Genomic DNA, 17,491 nt, shown 5'->3' with positions numbered 1-17,491 from the left:
ACCGCGTGTATCAGATATTATATTTTCTCTGGGGTACAGACTGGCATATAGCATTGAAAATCACCGGTTATGTGCTCATCTCACTGTCTTTTATCGGAGTAGTGGGTACTATTTTGCTGGAAAACCGCAATCCGGTGAAGGCGATGGCTTATATCATGCTGCTGGTCTTCGTCCCCATACTGGGACTAGTAGTATATTATTACCTCGGTAGAGACCTCCGTAAGAAACGCCGTTTCACACTTAAAGGCAGTAAAGATGAAACTTTAATGTTGCGCTATTGGGAGTCGCAGCGGAAAGAGATAGAACATTTGCAGATCCAGCTTAGGCACCTGGTGGCAAGTAAACAGGAAATATCTGCCATGTTGCTGAATACCCGGCACTCTGTGCTTTCCCGCGACAATCGTGTACAACTCTTACTGAACGGAGAAGAAAAGTTTCCGGCAGTAATGGAAGCATTGCGGGCAGCGAAGCATCATATACATATTGAGTACTACATTTTTGCCGCAGATGAAGTGGGTAATGAAGTTGCCAATATCCTGGTGGAAAAATTGAAGGAAGGAGTAGAAGTCAGATTCATATACGACGATCTGGGAAGTGATGACATCGGCGACATTCCAGATCTGCTGGAAGAACATGGTGCGGAAGTGTTTTCGTTTTCACCGGTACTGATCAATTTTTATCTCAACGCCAACTATCGTGATCACAGAAAGATAATCATCATAGATGGAGAAGTAGGATTTACGGGAGGTATCAATATGGATGCCCGTTATCTGAACAACGCAAAAAATCCCGTATTCTGGAGAGACACACATCTGAAACTGGAAGGTGATGTTGTCAATTTACTACAACTGCAATTCATGATGAGTTATCGTTATTGCAGCAAAAATACTTTTCCTTTCGGACCTCCTTACTTCCACCGTTCGGATCTTGGTGAGAATTGTTTTGTAGATATTGTAGCCAGTGGTCCTGATTCAGATTTCCCCATGGCGATGCAGACTATTCTGATGGCGATCAATGTGGCAAGACGTTCCATTCGCATCAGTAATCCATACTTTATTCCCAACGAACAAATATTGACAGCCCTGCAAATGGCTGCACTTGCGGGTAAAACTGTACAACTGATCTTACCTTTCCGGGGAGACTCTTTCTTTGTTCAACATGCAGCACAATCTTATATCAAGTCTATGCTTGATGCCGGAGTGAAAGTTTATTTCTATCAAAAGGGTTTTATACATGCCAAGTCAATTGCGATAGACGATAACCTCGCCATTGTTGGTTCAGTTAATCTGGATTACAGGAGTTTCTATCTGAATAGTGAAATTGCAGTAGTCGTTTATGACAAACAATTTGTGCACAAGTTAAACTCGGCCTTCGAACAGGACTTGCTCGATTCTGTTCACATCGAGCGACGTCTGTGGAAAAACCGTTCCATTTGGGAGAGGTTCATTGATGCTGTATGCAGACTCTTAACTCCATTATTATAATATATGATCATGGCTCATTGTTGCCCTCTTCCAGATCTTCATGTCTATCGCCACCCAGGCTATAATAATTATTTTCTTCATCCTCCTCTCCGATCCGCTCATTCTCATCATCGAGATCTGATCCCGGAACATCAAGTCCTTCTTCTCCTTCCTGCTCAGCCGGATTTCCCGATGACTCTCTTGCCAGTTCATTATTGATGCGGGAGGATCTTGTTACTTTTTCCACATCAAGATCTTCCTGTTCACCTCTGTAAGTAATATCTTCATTTGCGGGATATGCAGGATAACCCGGAAACTTTTCGTCTTCTTTTGATCTGGACTTTTTATCTGTCGGTTTTGCCTCTTTCTTTTTCATAGTCATTCTTTTTAGTTCTTCTGAAAAAGTTATGCCAATCAGATGTAAAGTGAATCGCCAATTCTTATTAGTTACTGCCGATCATTTTTAAACACACCGGTTTGGGAACTTTAATTTCCTGACCGGTAGATTTTAACAAGCCAGTCGTTTTATTTCTTTTAAACACTACGACATTATCAGTATTCTGATTTGCCACTAACAAAAAGTTACCATCGGGGTCAATCATAAAATTGCGTGGCGCCTTTCCACCTGATGCCTGTTCACCTTTTTTTATCAGCTGTCCATTTTTACGATCTATACTATAGATAACAATGTTGTTCAGTTTATCTCTGTTGGAGGCATACAAAAATTTTCCATCCGGCGAAACATGAATGTCTGCACCAGATACAGGTCCTTTATAGGTAGCAGGTAAAGTCGATATAGTTTGGAAAGGAATCAGTTTTCCTCTTACATAATTAAAGCCTGTCACTTTTCCATCCAGTTCATGAATAACGTATGCCCATTTTCCGTTGGGATGAAAAGTAATATGTCTCGGACCAGATCCCGGAGGTACCAGGGCATACCCGGTATCTGCAGGTATCAGTGGTAATACATCTCCCTGTCTGTAATTATAAATAACAACCTGGTCTATACCAAGATCTGAAACATACAGTGATTTATGGTCGGGGCCAAATACAGTACAATGCACATGTGGTTTTTCCTGTCTTTCCTTGTTCGGTCCTGTACCTGTATGTTCAATTGTCTGTACAGGTGCATCAATTTTTCCGTCTGCACGAACAGGCAATACCGACAAACTTCCTCCACTATAATTTCCCACGATCACATATTTACCATCCTCGTCCGTAGTAACGTAACAAGGTGCTGCTCCACCTGAAACCTGCTTATTCAAAAAAGTCAATTGTCCACTGGCCGTGTCCCACTCAAAAGCACTTACTCCTCCTTCATTATTTTCATTTACTGAATACACATGTTTCTGATCAGGTGCAATAACCAGATAAGATGGATTGTTTACATTTTTGGTGGTGCTCACATAACGTAACGCTCCTGTAGTTGTATTAAACGCGTAAACATTAATTCCCTCTTCTGTACTTTTTGTATATGTGCCTACCAGTAAATATTTTTCCTTCGTTGTATCGGTTTGCGCTGCCATCATATTTGAGGATAATAAAAGGGTGTAGGTAAGTAAGGTATTGAGCATAACCAGGACTTTTTAGGTTAGACAAATTACTAAATATGATATAAAGTAGAAAAAAGCATTTTAGAGCCTTTATTTTAAAACAAACCCCGTTTTGAACCAATCATACTACCCATTGACAGATCGTCGAAATTTAAGGAGATAATGAGACCGCTCCAAAATTCAGTAATTAATTGATTTTCAATCAATTAATTAATTTTAAATAAAAAGCCCAGTCCGAAGACACGGACCGGGTACTGTATACTTCTAATTTAACCTTAACTTTAATCGTTATTCATTTGATGAATGAATAAATAAAATTGGAGCAATGTCACATTACATTGAATTGCAATGTGCATTTATCCATATAGTTAGATCGCGAAATAGTGATGTTGGTAAATTTTCCAGGAAATCCGGTGGTGAATAAATTCATAGCAGCAACTACATGCTCGTCAGTGGAACTGGCTATAAATAGATTTCAACCTGCTTCGTTAGAAATTCTTCGTGGATGAAAATTTTTTCAGTCGTGTCATAGGTTCAGTCTCTCTCATCTTTTTTCAGGGTCCTCAGATTTTGGTCGACAAACGAATATAACCAAAAAAAAATACATGCCCTTAGAAAGCATGTATTTTTATTTTTCAATTCAATAAATATTTTTTCTACCTACCCATATACACCATCAGGATCTGTACATCACTTGGATTCACTCCACTGATCCTGCTTGCTTGTCCTAAGGTACGTGGACGAATTTTATTAAATTTCTGCCTTGCCTCTGTACTTAGTGAAACAAGTTTTGAATAATCGAAACTATCGGGAATAATCAGATCTTCCATCTGGCTCATTCTTTTTACCAGGTCAATTTCCTTTTCGATATACACTTCATACTTGATCTGTATCTCTGCCTGTTCCAAAGTTTCATCACTAAACTCTGCCAGTGCTTTTCCAATTTTGGCTACACTATTTCTCATAGAGAAAATATCCAGAGATGGTCTCAACAAAATTTGATAAGCACGCATCCTTTGCGGAAGTGGTGAAGAATCTTTTTCTGCGAGCAGGTGATTTATTTCTTCCGGATCAATTGGCAGTTCTTTAAGAATAGTTTTTATCTTCTCTACTCCTTCTTTCTTCAGCGTCACTTTATGCAATCTGTTTTGTCCGGCCAATCCCATCTCAAAACTTTTCTCCGTCAGACGCAGGTCAGCGTTATCCTGTCTTAACAAAGTTCTGAACTCGGCTCTTGAGGTAAACATACGATATGGTTCATCGGTACCCTTATTAATCAGATCATCGATCAGTACTCCTATGTATGCCTCACTTCTCTTCAATACAAATGGTGCCTGACCGGTTGCTTTCAGGTGAGCATTGATACCTGCCATCAATCCCTGGCAAGCTGCTTCTTCATAACCGGTTGTTCCATTGATCTGTCCTGCAAAAAACAAATTCTGGATTTGCTTAGTTTCCAGGGAAAATTGCAATTGGGTTGGTGGAAAATAATCATACTCTATCGCATAACCCGGGCGGAACATTTTCACATTCTCAAATCCTGGTACTAACTGCAATGCTTTATATTGTACATCTTCCGGAAGAGATGTTGAAAAACCATTCACATAAATTTCTACCGTGTTCCAACCTTCCGGCTCCACGAACAATTGGTGCCTGTCTCTTTCTGCGAAGCGGTTGATCTTATCTTCAATACTTGGACAGTATCTTGGACCTACTCCCTGAATCCTTCCCTGAAACATGGGTGATCTGTCGAAACCGGTCTTCAGCATTTCATGTACCTTATCACTCGTATAGGTGATGTGGCAACTTCTCTGTTGTTCCGGTTTAATCTTCTCAACATCCAAAAAAGAAAAACCTGTGATGACTTCATCACCTGGTTGCTCTTCCATTTTTGAATAGTCAAGACTTCTCGCATCGATTCTCGGAGGTGTTCCTGTTTTCAAACGGTCACTTTCGAAACCCAGGGAAACTAGTTGTTCGGTGATTCCAGTCGCCGCTTTTTCTGCTACCCTTCCTCCACCGAATTGTTTATCGCCTATATGCATCACTCCATTCAGGAATGTACCATTGGTTAATACTACTGACTTTGCTTTTATTTCATGACCGAGGCCTGTCACTACACCGTAGCAAACACCATCTTTCACTAAGAGTCCTTTTACCATATCCTGGTAGAAGTCCACATTAGGGGTTTGCTCTAATGCTTCTCTCCATTTAGCAGCAAACAGCATACGATCATTCTGGGTACGGGGGCTCCACATAGCTGGTCCCTTCGAACGGTTCAGCATGCGGAACTGTATCATTGACTGATCTGTAACTATACCAGAGTATCCACCCAGGGCGTCAATCTCTCTTACTATCTGACCTTTGGCGATACCTCCCATTGCCGGATTGCAACTCATCTGAGCTATAGTTTGCATATTCATGGTCACCAGTAATACCTTGGATCCCATATTTGCAGCAGCTGCCGCTGCCTCGCAACCGGCGTGTCCGGCGCCTACCACAATAACATCGTAAGATGGAAACATAATCTTGTTTAAATAGAAATGCAAAAGTACATAGAAGGAAGGATATATAATGTTCCACGTGGAACATCTTAGGGAATGTTTCACAAGTGCATCGCTAAGGGGGACCCTTTAATACTTACTGATCCTTTCTTGGGATGATAAGTTGTAGATGAACCCACGGTCGTCACGCTGGGACCATGGGTTGAGTTCATTAGAAACCTGTGCGGTTTTAAGCAGTTTGGCAGCAGATATTTGGTAAGCGACTGTCAATTGGATGACCAAAATAACTAGGCAGTGATTTCCACTTGAAACTGCTATGCCCAATCGGCCCCTTGTTCTTCGGAAGTGCTGTAATGTGAAAGTCGTTGGTGGTACTGCGGTCTTCAGGCTGGGATCACTGGCTGTGTTCTTTGAAGCTGCGTGTCGATTAGGCGTTTGGAATCGTGTGAGCTTTTTGAATATGCATCAAACCCCTGTCAATCGTGCGGACATGCTTCAAACAACAAAGGCCAGTGATTCCCACCTGAAACCGCTATGCTTATCGGCTTCGGCCCTTCCTTTATACACCGTTATTATTCAGGAGAAATAATTGTGAAATAGATTAACGCTTCGCTCCTTCTGGGTCCGTTCATTGAACGCACACAATACATACCAGGCAGCCGCCCCACTTGCTTAGCACCAACTTCTATTCTTGTTCTTCCGATAGGGTAGGTCATTTCTTTTCCCCTACGTACTGTAGCCGTATCTCCTGGCATACTAGCTTAGTTTTAACAACTTAAGCGCTGGGCTTTTCAAGTATCCCTCGCCTGGGCAGAAAGTTCGTATCCAGACACTCAACCTTATGATGACTGGCGAACGACTACCTTATATTGACCACCTTGTTTCACACCCCGGGTGACAAGCAAACAGTTCTATGCCTTTGCGCCCCGCCACAACTATAATGTAGGCACCAGACACGTGGGCGGATCAATTACGCCCCTAGATGCTTCGACCCTTCCAACTTCTTTTGCTTTGATCACCTATAGCTACAGACACTATCTGCACCTTGAGATGTACATGATCTCCCCAAAAACCGTGAGAATCGTCCATCCAAAAACACCGCCTTTTAACTGTTACCAAAGTCAGGATCCAACTTGATCCCTGGAATATAAAAACGTTACCGGACGTGCCAGCTACGAAAGAGTTATACATTTATTGACTACAAAAAACATTCTTTTACAGGTTAATAGATAAACAACTATTCAACTATTCGTTGCAAAGCCGCTACTATAGTCTGTCTTCGGATATAATCCATATATAACCCATATATAATCCATATACAAGCCATATATAACCCGTATCTATAGGGATATGGGTTATATATGGGTTATATATGGCTCGCACATGTGTTATATATGAGTTGAAAAAGGGAAAGCACTGATATATCACTAGTTTAACAATATCGATTAAGCCGACTCAGAAGGGTGATAGACTTTTCTAAAAGATATCAGTCATTATAGAGTTAGAGCTACAAATCTGTATAGCTAGCGCTGTTGGGAGTTTACCAACAACACACTACCGATCTGAGGTGGGGGCCTGAAGCAATTCATAACGACCATGAGGTCGTTAAGCGGGTAAACATTAATATTCAATCATTCGGTGAAGCACCCTTGCATTTTTTGCGGTACATGATTCCTGCAGGTCAGTGCGGTACAGAGTACAAACCAGGCGACTACTTTCTTAAGACGGTTATCCTAGTTGGGATAGAGGGATAGCGTTCGTAAGGGCTATTGTTAATCGGTCTGATACCAGGCATGTAAAACTAACAACCAACCCGAGCAATTGCCTTCAAAACAAAAACCCCGCGATAGACTATCGCGGGGTTTCGTAATGTTCCACGTGGAACATTACGAGTTTATCCCAAAGTAAAGCTCAAGGTATTCGTTCTCTTTCTGACGCATCAAGGCAGATTGATCTTTAGTCTTGTCTTTGAAGCCACATAAATGCAAAGCACCATGAAAAATTACCCTATGCAGCTCATGTTCTTCGGGTACCTTAAACTTCAATGCATTCTCCCTGACCCTATCTACACTGATGTAGATTTCTCCTTCGGTAATGGCTGGGTCCTCCCCTAACTCAAAGGTTACAATATCTGTAAGGGTGTCGTGCTGCAAAAACTGCTGGTTGATCTGCAGCAGGTATTCGTCCGAGCAGAAAACATACTGGAGATTACGGAGCCCCTGCCCTTCCCTGGCAAACAAATTCTTAATAAAAGTCTTTAGTCCTGTCCTGTTTTTAAGATTTAACTTCACCTCATGAGGGGTAAAATTGATAGCCATAACCTGCGCGCTGTGTTTTATAAGTAATTCAGAATGTAAAAATATAGTGAAATTTCCGTTTAGCCTTCATCTGTCTTTGTTCGATTGAGACCCAGCCTGTACCTTTGCTCCATCAAACATCGACCTTAGTAAGATATACAATTTATCACCTGCTAAGTTTGAGAAAAAGCACCAGGCATTAAAGATTAAATTACAACGGATGAAAAAGGGAGTGATAAAATTGTCTTCGCTTGCTATAGGTAAAAGTGCTGTCATCACATCGTTCGAAAAAGATGATTTGCACATTAAATTGATGGAAATGGGATGTGTACCAGGTGAAACTGTTAAAATAGAGAAGATTGCTCCCCTGGGAGATCCGATCTCTATTATGGTAGCCGGCTATAATCTTTCCCTTCGCAAAACAGAAGCAGACTTTATATGGGTAGAAGAAGTACATTAAAAAGTAAATACGAGTGATCCTCCCTTCTCTTGGCAGGTAATGGATCATTCGTATTTTTGATACAATAAAGCTACCCGTTAACAAACCAACCCACCAACTCTCCTCTCAGTACGCAGTACTTCACAGAGACAAAACCCAAAATGCTCCATTTGGGTATCACCAACTAGCAAGACGACAAAAAGGTTGCAGGTTTTGAAATCTATTCCATCGAAGGAATGATACCTGATTATAGTCCTGCAAAATCCGGATTTTATAGATTTGGGATTCTCCTTTGTGGCGCTCTTCATGTACAACTCGGACTGGAACACTTTGAAGTAAGTGCCAGCTCAGTCAATTTTTCCATTCCAGGCCAAATACATGCTAAGTTCAATGTTAGTCCCGACACTTTTGGCTACCATCTATTATTTGACGGGAGTTTTATCGAGAGTCTGGTTCCCGCAGGCAGACCAGGAGCTGAATTTCCACTTCTTAACTATGCCCGGCAACAGACTTTTAAATGTACTAGGGAAGAAATACACGAACTAACCTCACTGCTTTTAAGAATAAACCAGGAGGTGCAGGAACTAAACTCAGGTAGAGAAACCGCAATAAAAATGTACCTCGACCTGATGTTGCTGACTGCAAAACGAAGCTATGAAAGGCAAAACCTTCCAATCTCCCCCGGTGATGCAAGTGCCAGCTCCTATCTTGTAACCCGGTTCTATAAACTCGTGGCTGAACATTTTTTATCATTGCGGCAGGTGGCTGATTATGCAAAGCTGCTTCATGTCACACCTAATCACCTGAACAGAATGGTAAAAAATGTCAGCAACCGGACAGCATCAGATGCTATCAGCGAGATGCTGGCACAAGAAGCCAAAGTGCTGCTTAGATCCACTTCCCTATCCGCGGCGGAAATTGCTTACGAATTGAACTTTAGCGAGCCGGCTGCCTTTAGCCATTTCTTCAAAAAAATAACATGACTTACTCCCCTTGCCTACCGCCAGCAGGAAAATGGCAGCGCAGTTGCAGCATCCGATCAATGATCTGCATTCCTTGAACAATTTTTCCTGCCAACAGCTTTGAAACTTTGTACTGTTAAACAAACAGACAATGACAAAGCATTTTAACAATCAGAAAGTATTTGTCGCCGGCGGCACCTCAGGTATCGGATTGGCCACCGCAAAAAAATTACTGGCATTAAGCGACGATGTAACAGTTACCGCGCGCGATCAGAAAAAAATATCAGCGCTTCGAATGTCGGATCCGGATTTAAAAGTAGCGGCATTGGATAGTACCGATAAAAATGAACTACGCAATTTCTTTTCATCGGGTGCGTTCGATCACCTCATTATTACCCTTAGCGGAGCAAAAAGCGGCGGATTATTCCTCGGCAGTAATTGACACACCCTGGTGGAATTTCTTAAATGAAGCAGACAAGCGCGCAACTTTTTTAAATTTTCCGCATAAATAGCCGTAGGAAGAGCCGGCGCGGCGGAGGAAATTGCCGATGTAATTGTTGGAGTCGTGACAAACAACTACATGAATGGCAGTGTAATTTTCTGTCACGGCGGACTTTCCTGAAACATAATTTAACTTTCACCAAAAATGTGGATAACTCATTAAATTTTGTGATGCCGCGAAGCCGCCTACACTCCGCTCCTTCTACACAGTGGCTACGATGCAGATTTTCATCACATTTATAAGGCCTTCATTTTTGAAGGCCTTATACTGTTAATAAACCACCAAATCCTGTGGGTACCTACAGTAAAATAGTGTATATCGTAGCTACAAGCCCTTCATTTTAAAGCCACCTGAATTTCATATACCCGCATGTACTACGACCTTCATATTTTCATCGTCGCTATAAGCCCTTCAAAAACGAAGGCCTTATGCTTTTGATAAATTGACATTCTCTGTAGGTACCTACGGAGTAATATCATCCATCACAACCATAAAGCCTTCATTTTTAAACGCCGTAAATGAAGTATACCTGACCGAGACATCAGATATAGGTTTTCATCGTTTCTATAAGCGCTTCAAAAATGAAGGCGCTATATTTTTGATATTTCTACTTTTCACGTAGGCCCCCACAGCAAAAATATTTTTATCGCAGCTATAAGCCCTTCAATTGGGAGTGCGTTATGCGCAAAGCGTCCTGCCCAATCCCCCGGAATCCCTTTTTTCATCGCAGCCATAAGCCACTAAAAAGCATAAAAAAGGCCCGGTTGATGTACCAACCAGGCCTTTTAACCTTAAATTATATCGTCAATAATTCATAACTATATAATTATCAATTAATTAACTACAATCCATACTGAGCGCTGATCTCCAACATTCTCTCAATTGGTTTCTTTGCAGCAATCCTCAATTGTTCGTTCATTGTGATCTCCGGCTCTTCATATTCCATGCACAGGTACAACTTTTCGAGCGTGTTCAACTTCATATGGGGACAGTCATTACATGCACACGCATTATTTGGCGGCGCTGGAATGAAAGTTTTACCCGGATTTTCTTTTTGCATCTGGTGGAGAATACCGGTTTCAGTCACAACGATATACTCCTGGGCGTCATCTTTCTGAGAAAACTTCAGGAGTCCGGTGGTAGATCCGATGTAGTCAGCGATCTCAAGTACTGCCGCCTCACATTCCGGATGGGCTATCACCTTAGCTTTCGGGTGACGGATCTTCAATTTTGTGATCTTTTCAAGGGAGAAGATCTCGTGTACCATACATGCACCGTTCCACAGTAACATGTCCCTACCCGTTTTTTTGGCCAAATAAGCCCCTAAATTCCTATCGGGGGCAAAAATGATCGGCTGGTCCTTGGGGACGCTTTCGATGATCTTTTCGGCATTAGATGAGGTACAGATGATATCGCTGAGCGCCTTGATACCTGCAGAACAATTTATGTAGGAAATAACGAGGTGGTCGGGATGCTTTTCTTTGAATTTCCTGAATAACTCCGGAGGCGCGCTATCGGCCAGGGAACAACCGGCCTTCAGGTCCGGCAGTAGAACTTTTTTCTGCGGACTCAGGATTTTGGCTGTCTCTGCCATAAAATGCACGCCGGCGAAAACTATAATGTCGGCATCCGTTTTTGCGGCCTGCTGACTTAAACCCAGACTGTCACCGATGTAGTCGGCTACATCCTGGATGTCGGGTTCCTGGTAATAATGTGCCAGGACGATCGCATTCTTTTCCTTCTTTAACCGTTCGATTTCTGCAAAGAGATCCAGGCGTACATCAACCGGCAAATCCAGATACCCTTTTTTTTGCAGTTCGCTTTTTGCAATTTCCAGCTCCCTCATCATAGTTTATATATATAGTTTATTTATTTAAAAAAGAAAAACCCACTACTATTAGGGCTGTGAATATGTGAAAACTAATTTTGACCACGATGTACAAATGTAGTTGTTATTCTTTTTGTGTTGGCTATCCACAGGAAATTAACAATGAAGATCAGCCATACTACTGGAAAAACCTACTTTCATCCACACCCGTGGATATCGTTTACCGTGAATATTTTTTTTGACGCCTGCCTATTGAAAACATGTGGACAGCTGAGCCAAGCAATCCCCAAAAATCACTTTTCAGGACCCGGACCTTTCTCTCGGGAAATAACAAAATTAGTTTTCAGGTACCTGAAGTGAGGTTTTTACCACGATATTGGACAATTCCTACCGCTTTTTTAACAGTCGATGTGGATAAACTACAACTAAAAAGTTATATCAGGTTAAGAACGCTTTTTTAGCTTTACATCATTCTTTGTACACATCTGGATGTGAATGAAGAAATTGCCTCCTGCGAAATGTGAATAAACAAGGCGACATTTTTAAAGAGGCGAAAATCCTGAAATAATGGCCCATAGCCGTATTGAAAAATCCCTGGGTCTAACATAAGATCTGGTACAAAAATCATGACAAATGTGGATAACCTGTGAATGAAGACTTAAATCTATTTCCCGCTAAATTGGCCGAAATCCTTTCCTGTATTGGGTTTGAGGCAATAAAATCTGTTTTGTAGTTACAGTTATTTTATTCTATTTTTGCTTTCCTTAAAAAATTTAGACTATATAATATATGTCAGTTATTCAGAAGATCAGGGATAAATATGCCGTGGTGATCGTTGTAGTGATCTGCCTGGCTATTGTCAGCTTCCTGTTGCAAGACGCCTTTTTCGGCAAAAACTCTCTTATTCGCCGTTCCACGACTGTAGGTAAAGTAAATGGTGAAGAACTCGAATTCTCCGACTATCAGCAGATGATCAAAACTACTGAAGACCGGATGCGTCAGGGTAATAATGTCCTGAACGATCAGATCACCGAGCAGGCACGCGAATCTGCCTGGAACCAGTTCCTCAGCAAACAGATCATGGACGCTCAGTATCAGAAACTGGGTCTGGCTGTAACTGACGAAGAGATCAGAGATCAGTTCACTGGTAAAAATCCCAGCCCGATTGTTACCCAACAGTTTACTGATGAGAAGACAGGACAATTTGATCGTGCACGTATGCAACAGGTACTTGCCAGCATCAACCAGGACAAAACCGGTCAGATGCGCGCAGGTCTGTTACAACTGGAAGATTACATTGCTCAGTCAAGGATTTCTGAAAAATATCTTTCCCTGATCAAACAGGCGGTTTATTATCCTAAATGGTTAGCTGAAAGGCAGATCCAGGATAACGGACAGCTGGCATCTGTTTCTTACGTGTCAGTTCCTTACGCCACTATCGCTGACTCCACTATTAAATTGACAGACAGCGAACTGAATAGTTATATTAATAGTCACAAAGAACTGTTCAAAACAGAAGAGTCCCGCAAAGTAGATTATATAGCTTTCAATGTAGTGCCTTCTGCTGCAGATACAGCTGCTGCGCTGAAAGTGCTGTTCGAAGCAAAGCAGGAACTGGACACTATCAGCAATGCTGATGTTGCCGCTTTCATCAACCGCAACTCTGACCTGCCTTTCTATGACAGCTATGTAGCAAAGAGCGCATTGATGGTTCCTCAGAAAGATACATTGTTAAGTTTACCAAACGGTGCAGTGTTCGGACCATATTATGATAATAACCTGATCGTTTTTGCAAAAATGATCGATCGTAAGTTATTACCAGACAGCGTGAAAGTGCGTCATATATTAGTAGCTACCCAGAACCAGCAAGGTGGTGGCCTACCAGATTCAGTTGCTAAAGCCCGTATCGATAGTATCGAAAGAGCAGTAAGAGGCGGCGCCGATTTCAAAGCACTGGTTGAGCAGTATACTGATGATGTAAGAAGCAAACCAACCGGCGGCGAATATGATGTAACTCCTTCCACAGATTTTCTGAAAGAATTCAAAGACTTCGCACTGGAAAAAAGTAAGGGAACTATCGGTGTTGTAAAAACACTGGCCGGTTACCACCTGATCGAAATTATGGATCAGAAGAATATCGGTCAGGCAGTGAAAATTGCTTATCTCGCTAAACCGGTAGCTCCAAGCCGTGAAACTGATAGCAAAGCATATGCTGAAGCAAACGAATTTGCTGCGAGGAACCGCGACTGGAAAACATTTGAAAAAAATATCCAGCAGAACGGTATGAACAAGCGTATTGCTGACAACCTGCGCCCAATGGATCACGTGATTCCAGGTATCGGTCAGGCACGTGAACTGGTTCGCTGGGCATACGATGCTAAAAAAGGTGACGTGAGCAACGTATTTACCTTTGATAATAATTATGTAGTAGCAGTACTGACTGCAGTGCGTGAAGAAGGTACCGCTGCGCTGGAAGATGTAAGACCTTCTGTAGAAGCTGAAGTAAGAAAGAATAAAAAGGCTGCTCAGATCATTGAAAAGATGCAGTCACCTGCATCTCTGGAAGCTGCACAGAAATCAACCAACCAGCCGGTACAGACTGCGGATAACCTGTCTTTCGGAACTCCGTTTGTTGCCAGTCTTGGTTTTGAGCCACGCGTAGTGGGTGCTGCATTCAATAAGAGCTGGGGTACTGCCAAAGTATCTGCTCCTATCGAAGGTAATGCAGGTGTATACGTGATCAAAGTAAATGCCTTCACTCCTTCCGGTCAGCCTCAGGATCCGAAAAGCGTAAGCCGTGTTTATGAACAGAGCCTGCTTTCTGCCTTAGACCAGCAGCTGTTCTCTGTACTGAAGAAACTGAGCAAGATCGAAGATAACCGTAGCAAATTCTTTTAAGGAATAAGAATCTTCAAATAACTGATAATGAAAACGCCAGGGGATAAGCCCTGGCGTTTCTGTTTTAGCCCCTTTTTCCTGCACTAAGTCATGATTAACCCGGCGCCTTCAGCCGGCCATCCCATAGATACTTTTAGTACCTTTGCATAGTAAAAAGTAGGGCTTATGGAAGAGATTGTAAATAAGGTTGCGCAAAGTGGGTTGATCACCCTGGACCTGGAAGACTATTATCCGAAAGAAGAGATTGTGGAATTTGATCTGAAGCAATACCTCTTTATGGAGCTGATCCTCAAGGAGAAAGATTTCAGGGCTGCACTTCAGTCGCTCGACTGGGAACAATATCGTAATAAAAATGTCGCCATCATCTGCACTGCAGATGCAGTTATACCATTCTGGGCTTATATGCTCGTGATGACCTATCTCGCGCCAGTCGCAAATTTTGCTGCTTTTGGCAATAAAAAGCATATACACCAGGTACAGTTTATGAAAAACCTGGCTGCGATCGATGTGAATGAATACCTTGATAAACGGGTGGTAATCAAAGGTTGTGGCGATCAGGGAGCGGGAGAAGCTGCATATGTTGAGATCACACGTTTGCTGACTCCTGTGGTGAAAAGCCTGATGTACGGGGAACCCTGCTCTACTGTACCTATCTATAAAAAGAAATGATCAAAACCATTTCTTCTTTTTAAAGAAGATGATCATGGCAATAAGCATAACCAACATGAATAGCATGGTAAGATAATAACCATTCTTGGTGTGCAACTCCGGCATGTTGTCGAAGTTCATGCCATAGATACCAGCTATAAACGTCAGCGGCGCCATCAGGGTAGTTACTACGGCGAGCACTTTCATAATCTCATTCATCTTGAGATTGATCTGGGTATGATACAGATCCTGGACAGTTAATATTACGTCCCGGTAGTTTTCGGCCAGGTCATTAGCCTGGATGATATGGTCATATACATCCTTGAAGTACTTCGTGGTCCTTTCTTCCAGTAAATCACTGTCACTTTTGAGAAAGCCATTTATCAGGTCCCGTACAGGAGCGATGGCCCTTTTGAACAGCAACAACTCCCTTCTTAACAGGTTGATCCGGGCCTGAGTGCGCGTATTCGCCTGGTGCTGAACAGCATCCTCCATCAATTCTATCCGTTCCCCTAACTTTTCAATAATACTGTAGTAGCTGTCCACAATAACATCCAGCAGGGAATAGCAGAGATAGTCGGCACCCACAGACCGGAAGCGCGAATTATTAATCCTTAGTTTGTCCCTTATATGATTGAATACGTCTCTTTCCGCGTCTTCCTGAAAAGAAATAACAAAATTTTTTCCCAGTACAATGCTTACCTGTTCCTGTTCTATCGTGCAGGTGTCTTTATTAAAGTACATCATTGGTAAAAGACAGAACAGGTGCTCCCCTATTTCATCCATTTTCGCACGCTGACCTACACTCATAATATCATCCTCAAGCAGGATATGGATCTTGAGACGTATACAGATGTCGTGTACCGTCTCTTTGTTAATACCGTCTACGTTTATCCACACTGTATTTTTACTATCAATGTGTTTGAAAATAGGTTCCACATTGCCGCCCATTATTGTCTCCTCCTCAAAATGGTTATGACCATAACTGAAGATGGTTATTTTTTCACATACTGACTGCTTTCGTGTAATTGGCCCGGTTGCCGGATTGTAATTCATCAGGCGTTGCTTCTTTACTTTGAAAGGATTCAAAGTTTCCAGTACATCCTGGATGGGCAATATGCGACTCGGCTTAACCATTATGGAGAAATTTATACTGACTTTTAAAATTAACTTAAAATTGGCGTAACGAGGAATTAACAACCAGTGACTATCTTGGATTGATTAACCACCTGCAACTGTTCACATAATAATTGTCTCCCGGAGACAATTGCTCCGCTTGCCCGCCAACTTATGCGGCTACACAATGCATTATTATGCTGCCATCAGTTTATATAGGTAAAAATAGAAATGCTTTTTTAATAACTGGTGAATTTAGAATCTATGCGCGCATTAATTTTTGTAATAGCCGTCCTGCTGCTGGTCATTTGTGCCTATAGCATTTATGAGTCAACCCGTAGTAAAATTGCTGCCGAGAAAAATGTTCTCAGCTGGTACAAACCGGCTGTTGGAAATCTCAGCATGAAACTGGGAAAATTGTGCACTGCGCTGGTTACTCATCAATCCTCTCAACAAGTACAACTGGCGTTTTGTGAATCAAGACTGGCCTATAAGAACGTCGAGGTTTTTGCAGAATACTTCAGTCCATATACGGTCCAACTTATTAACGGCAGAGGTGATGATACTACAGCGAGTGGTAAGAGGCAGGCATTCCAGGCACTTGAACATTTATTATATCCATCTCTGCAAACAACTGATACGCAGGCTGCTTATATAGCAGCGCGCAAGCTGCTGACTGCTGTCAGGAGTTTGTCTCAGGTGGAAAACAGACCAGCGCCAACAGATGGACAGTTATTTGAAGCAATGAGACTGGAACTTGTCAGGATTATGGCGCTGTCTCTCAGCGGGTTCGATTCTCCTGAAACGGGGCAGCATCTGAAAGAAACCGCAGCCGCTTTAGAAGGTCTTAAAAGTATCTGGCGTTTATATGCAGATCGTGTTAATATTTATAATCCCGTGTTGGTGCAGTATACAGAAGAATTGTTGACAGCTGCACATAAGTCGCTGGAACAGGGGCGGGCCGAAACGTTTGATAAGCAGGCCTTCATCACAGATTATATAAACCATCTTTCGGTGAATCTTAAATTGTCCAGGGAAGCATTGAGCATTCCTTATGGCAATGAACCATATATTCTCGATCCCGCAGCATCCAACGTTTTCGCCCGGAATGCGGTACATCCATTATATATTTCTTCCGATGCACAGACCGATTCTGCCGGCAGTCACGATCCGCTATACAATATTAATGGTCAGCAATTCAGAGCCAGTTATATATATACGTTGTTACAACAGAACGGTGCATTAAATGCAGTTGCCGGGGGTAGCAGATAAAAGAAGGAC

At 42.2% G+C, this 17,491-nt stretch carries 13 protein-coding genes; 7 read left to right on the top strand and 6 right to left on the bottom strand.

Features of this window, described 5'->3' with window-relative positions; all coding sequences use genetic code 11:
• Positions 1-5 precede the first annotated feature (5 nt).
• Positions 6-1,484, top strand: a complete 1,479-nt coding sequence (gene cls, locus L3C95_RS03335; RefSeq protein WP_236385186.1) for a cardiolipin synthase — start codon at positions 6-8, stop codon at positions 1,482-1,484.
• 7 nt (positions 1,485-1,491) lie between these two features.
• On the opposite strand, the gene L3C95_RS03330 is transcribed toward cls, so the two are convergent.
• From L3C95_RS03330 to ybeY, 4 genes are all read right to left on the bottom strand, one after another.
• Positions 1,492-1,839, bottom strand: a complete 348-nt coding sequence (locus tag L3C95_RS03330) for a hypothetical protein (protein WP_236385185.1) — start codon at positions 1,837-1,839, stop codon at positions 1,492-1,494.
• A 67-nt stretch (positions 1,840-1,906) separates the two neighbouring features.
• Entirely contained in the window at positions 1,907-3,037 is a 1,131-nt protein-coding gene (locus L3C95_RS03325; protein ID WP_236385182.1) for a lactonase family protein, read from the bottom strand.
• Positions 3,038-3,672: 635 nt separating this feature from the next.
• Positions 3,673-5,541, bottom strand: coding sequence for a tRNA uridine-5-carboxymethylaminomethyl(34) synthesis enzyme MnmG (mnmG, locus tag L3C95_RS03320; RefSeq protein WP_236385179.1), 1,869 nt, complete (start codon positions 5,539-5,541; stop codon positions 3,673-3,675).
• A 1,865-nt stretch (positions 5,542-7,406) separates the two neighbouring features.
• A complete protein-coding gene (ybeY, locus tag L3C95_RS03315; RefSeq protein ID WP_236385178.1) occupies positions 7,407-7,838 on the bottom strand; it encodes an rRNA maturation RNase YbeY in 432 nt (143 codons plus the stop codon).
• Between the two features lie 199 nt (positions 7,839-8,037).
• On the opposite strand from ybeY, the gene L3C95_RS03310 reads away from it, so the two are divergent.
• The 3 genes from L3C95_RS03310 (at position 8,038) to L3C95_RS03300 (ending at position 9,660) form a co-directional block, all read left to right on the top strand.
• Positions 8,038-8,277: a ferrous iron transport protein A gene (locus tag L3C95_RS03310; RefSeq protein WP_236385171.1), complete on the top strand. Its 240-nt coding sequence runs from the start codon at positions 8,038-8,040 to the stop codon at positions 8,275-8,277.
• A gap of 215 nt (positions 8,278-8,492) precedes the next feature.
• A complete protein-coding gene (locus L3C95_RS03305) occupies positions 8,493-9,239 on the top strand; it encodes a helix-turn-helix domain-containing protein (protein ID WP_236385169.1) in 747 nt (248 codons plus the stop codon).
• 130 nt (positions 9,240-9,369) lie between these two features.
• On the top strand, positions 9,370-9,660 hold the full coding sequence (locus L3C95_RS03300; RefSeq protein WP_236385164.1) for an SDR family NAD(P)-dependent oxidoreductase: 291 nt from the start codon (positions 9,370-9,372) through the stop codon (positions 9,658-9,660).
• A gap of 901 nt (positions 9,661-10,561) precedes the next feature.
• Here the strand turns inward: L3C95_RS03300 and nadA are convergent.
• Positions 10,562-11,566 carry a quinolinate synthase NadA gene (gene nadA, locus L3C95_RS03295; RefSeq protein ID WP_089829513.1) on the bottom strand — a complete coding sequence of 335 codons (1,005 nt, stop codon included), beginning with the start codon at positions 11,564-11,566 and terminating at the stop codon, positions 10,562-10,564.
• Positions 11,567-12,337: 771 nt separating this feature from the next.
• Between nadA and L3C95_RS03290 the strand changes: the two genes are divergently transcribed.
• Positions 12,338-14,446 carry a peptidylprolyl isomerase gene (locus tag L3C95_RS03290; RefSeq protein WP_236385156.1) on the top strand — a complete coding sequence of 703 codons (2,109 nt, stop codon included), beginning with the start codon at positions 12,338-12,340 and terminating at the stop codon, positions 14,444-14,446.
• Between the two features lie 165 nt (positions 14,447-14,611).
• Positions 14,612-15,115: a DUF2480 family protein gene (locus L3C95_RS03285; RefSeq protein ID WP_236385153.1), complete on the top strand. Its 504-nt coding sequence runs from the start codon at positions 14,612-14,614 to the stop codon at positions 15,113-15,115.
• Here the strand turns inward: L3C95_RS03285 and corA are convergent, their stop codons facing one another.
• A complete protein-coding gene (corA, locus tag L3C95_RS03280) occupies positions 15,116-16,231 on the bottom strand; it encodes a magnesium/cobalt transporter CorA (protein WP_236385151.1) in 1,116 nt (371 codons plus the stop codon).
• Between the two features lie 243 nt (positions 16,232-16,474).
• Between corA and L3C95_RS03275 the strand changes: the two genes are divergently transcribed.
• Entirely contained in the window at positions 16,475-17,482 is a 1,008-nt protein-coding gene (locus tag L3C95_RS03275) for a hypothetical protein (protein WP_236385149.1), read from the top strand.
• The last annotated feature ends 9 nt before the right edge of the window (positions 17,483-17,491 follow it).

Source organism: Chitinophaga filiformis (genome assembly GCF_021646545.1).
Lineage (GTDB): Bacteria > Bacteroidota > Bacteroidia > Chitinophagales > Chitinophagaceae > Chitinophaga > Chitinophaga filiformis_A.
Note: the sequence above shows the minus strand (reverse complement) of the source record. Positions and strands in the feature narration are given on the sequence as shown.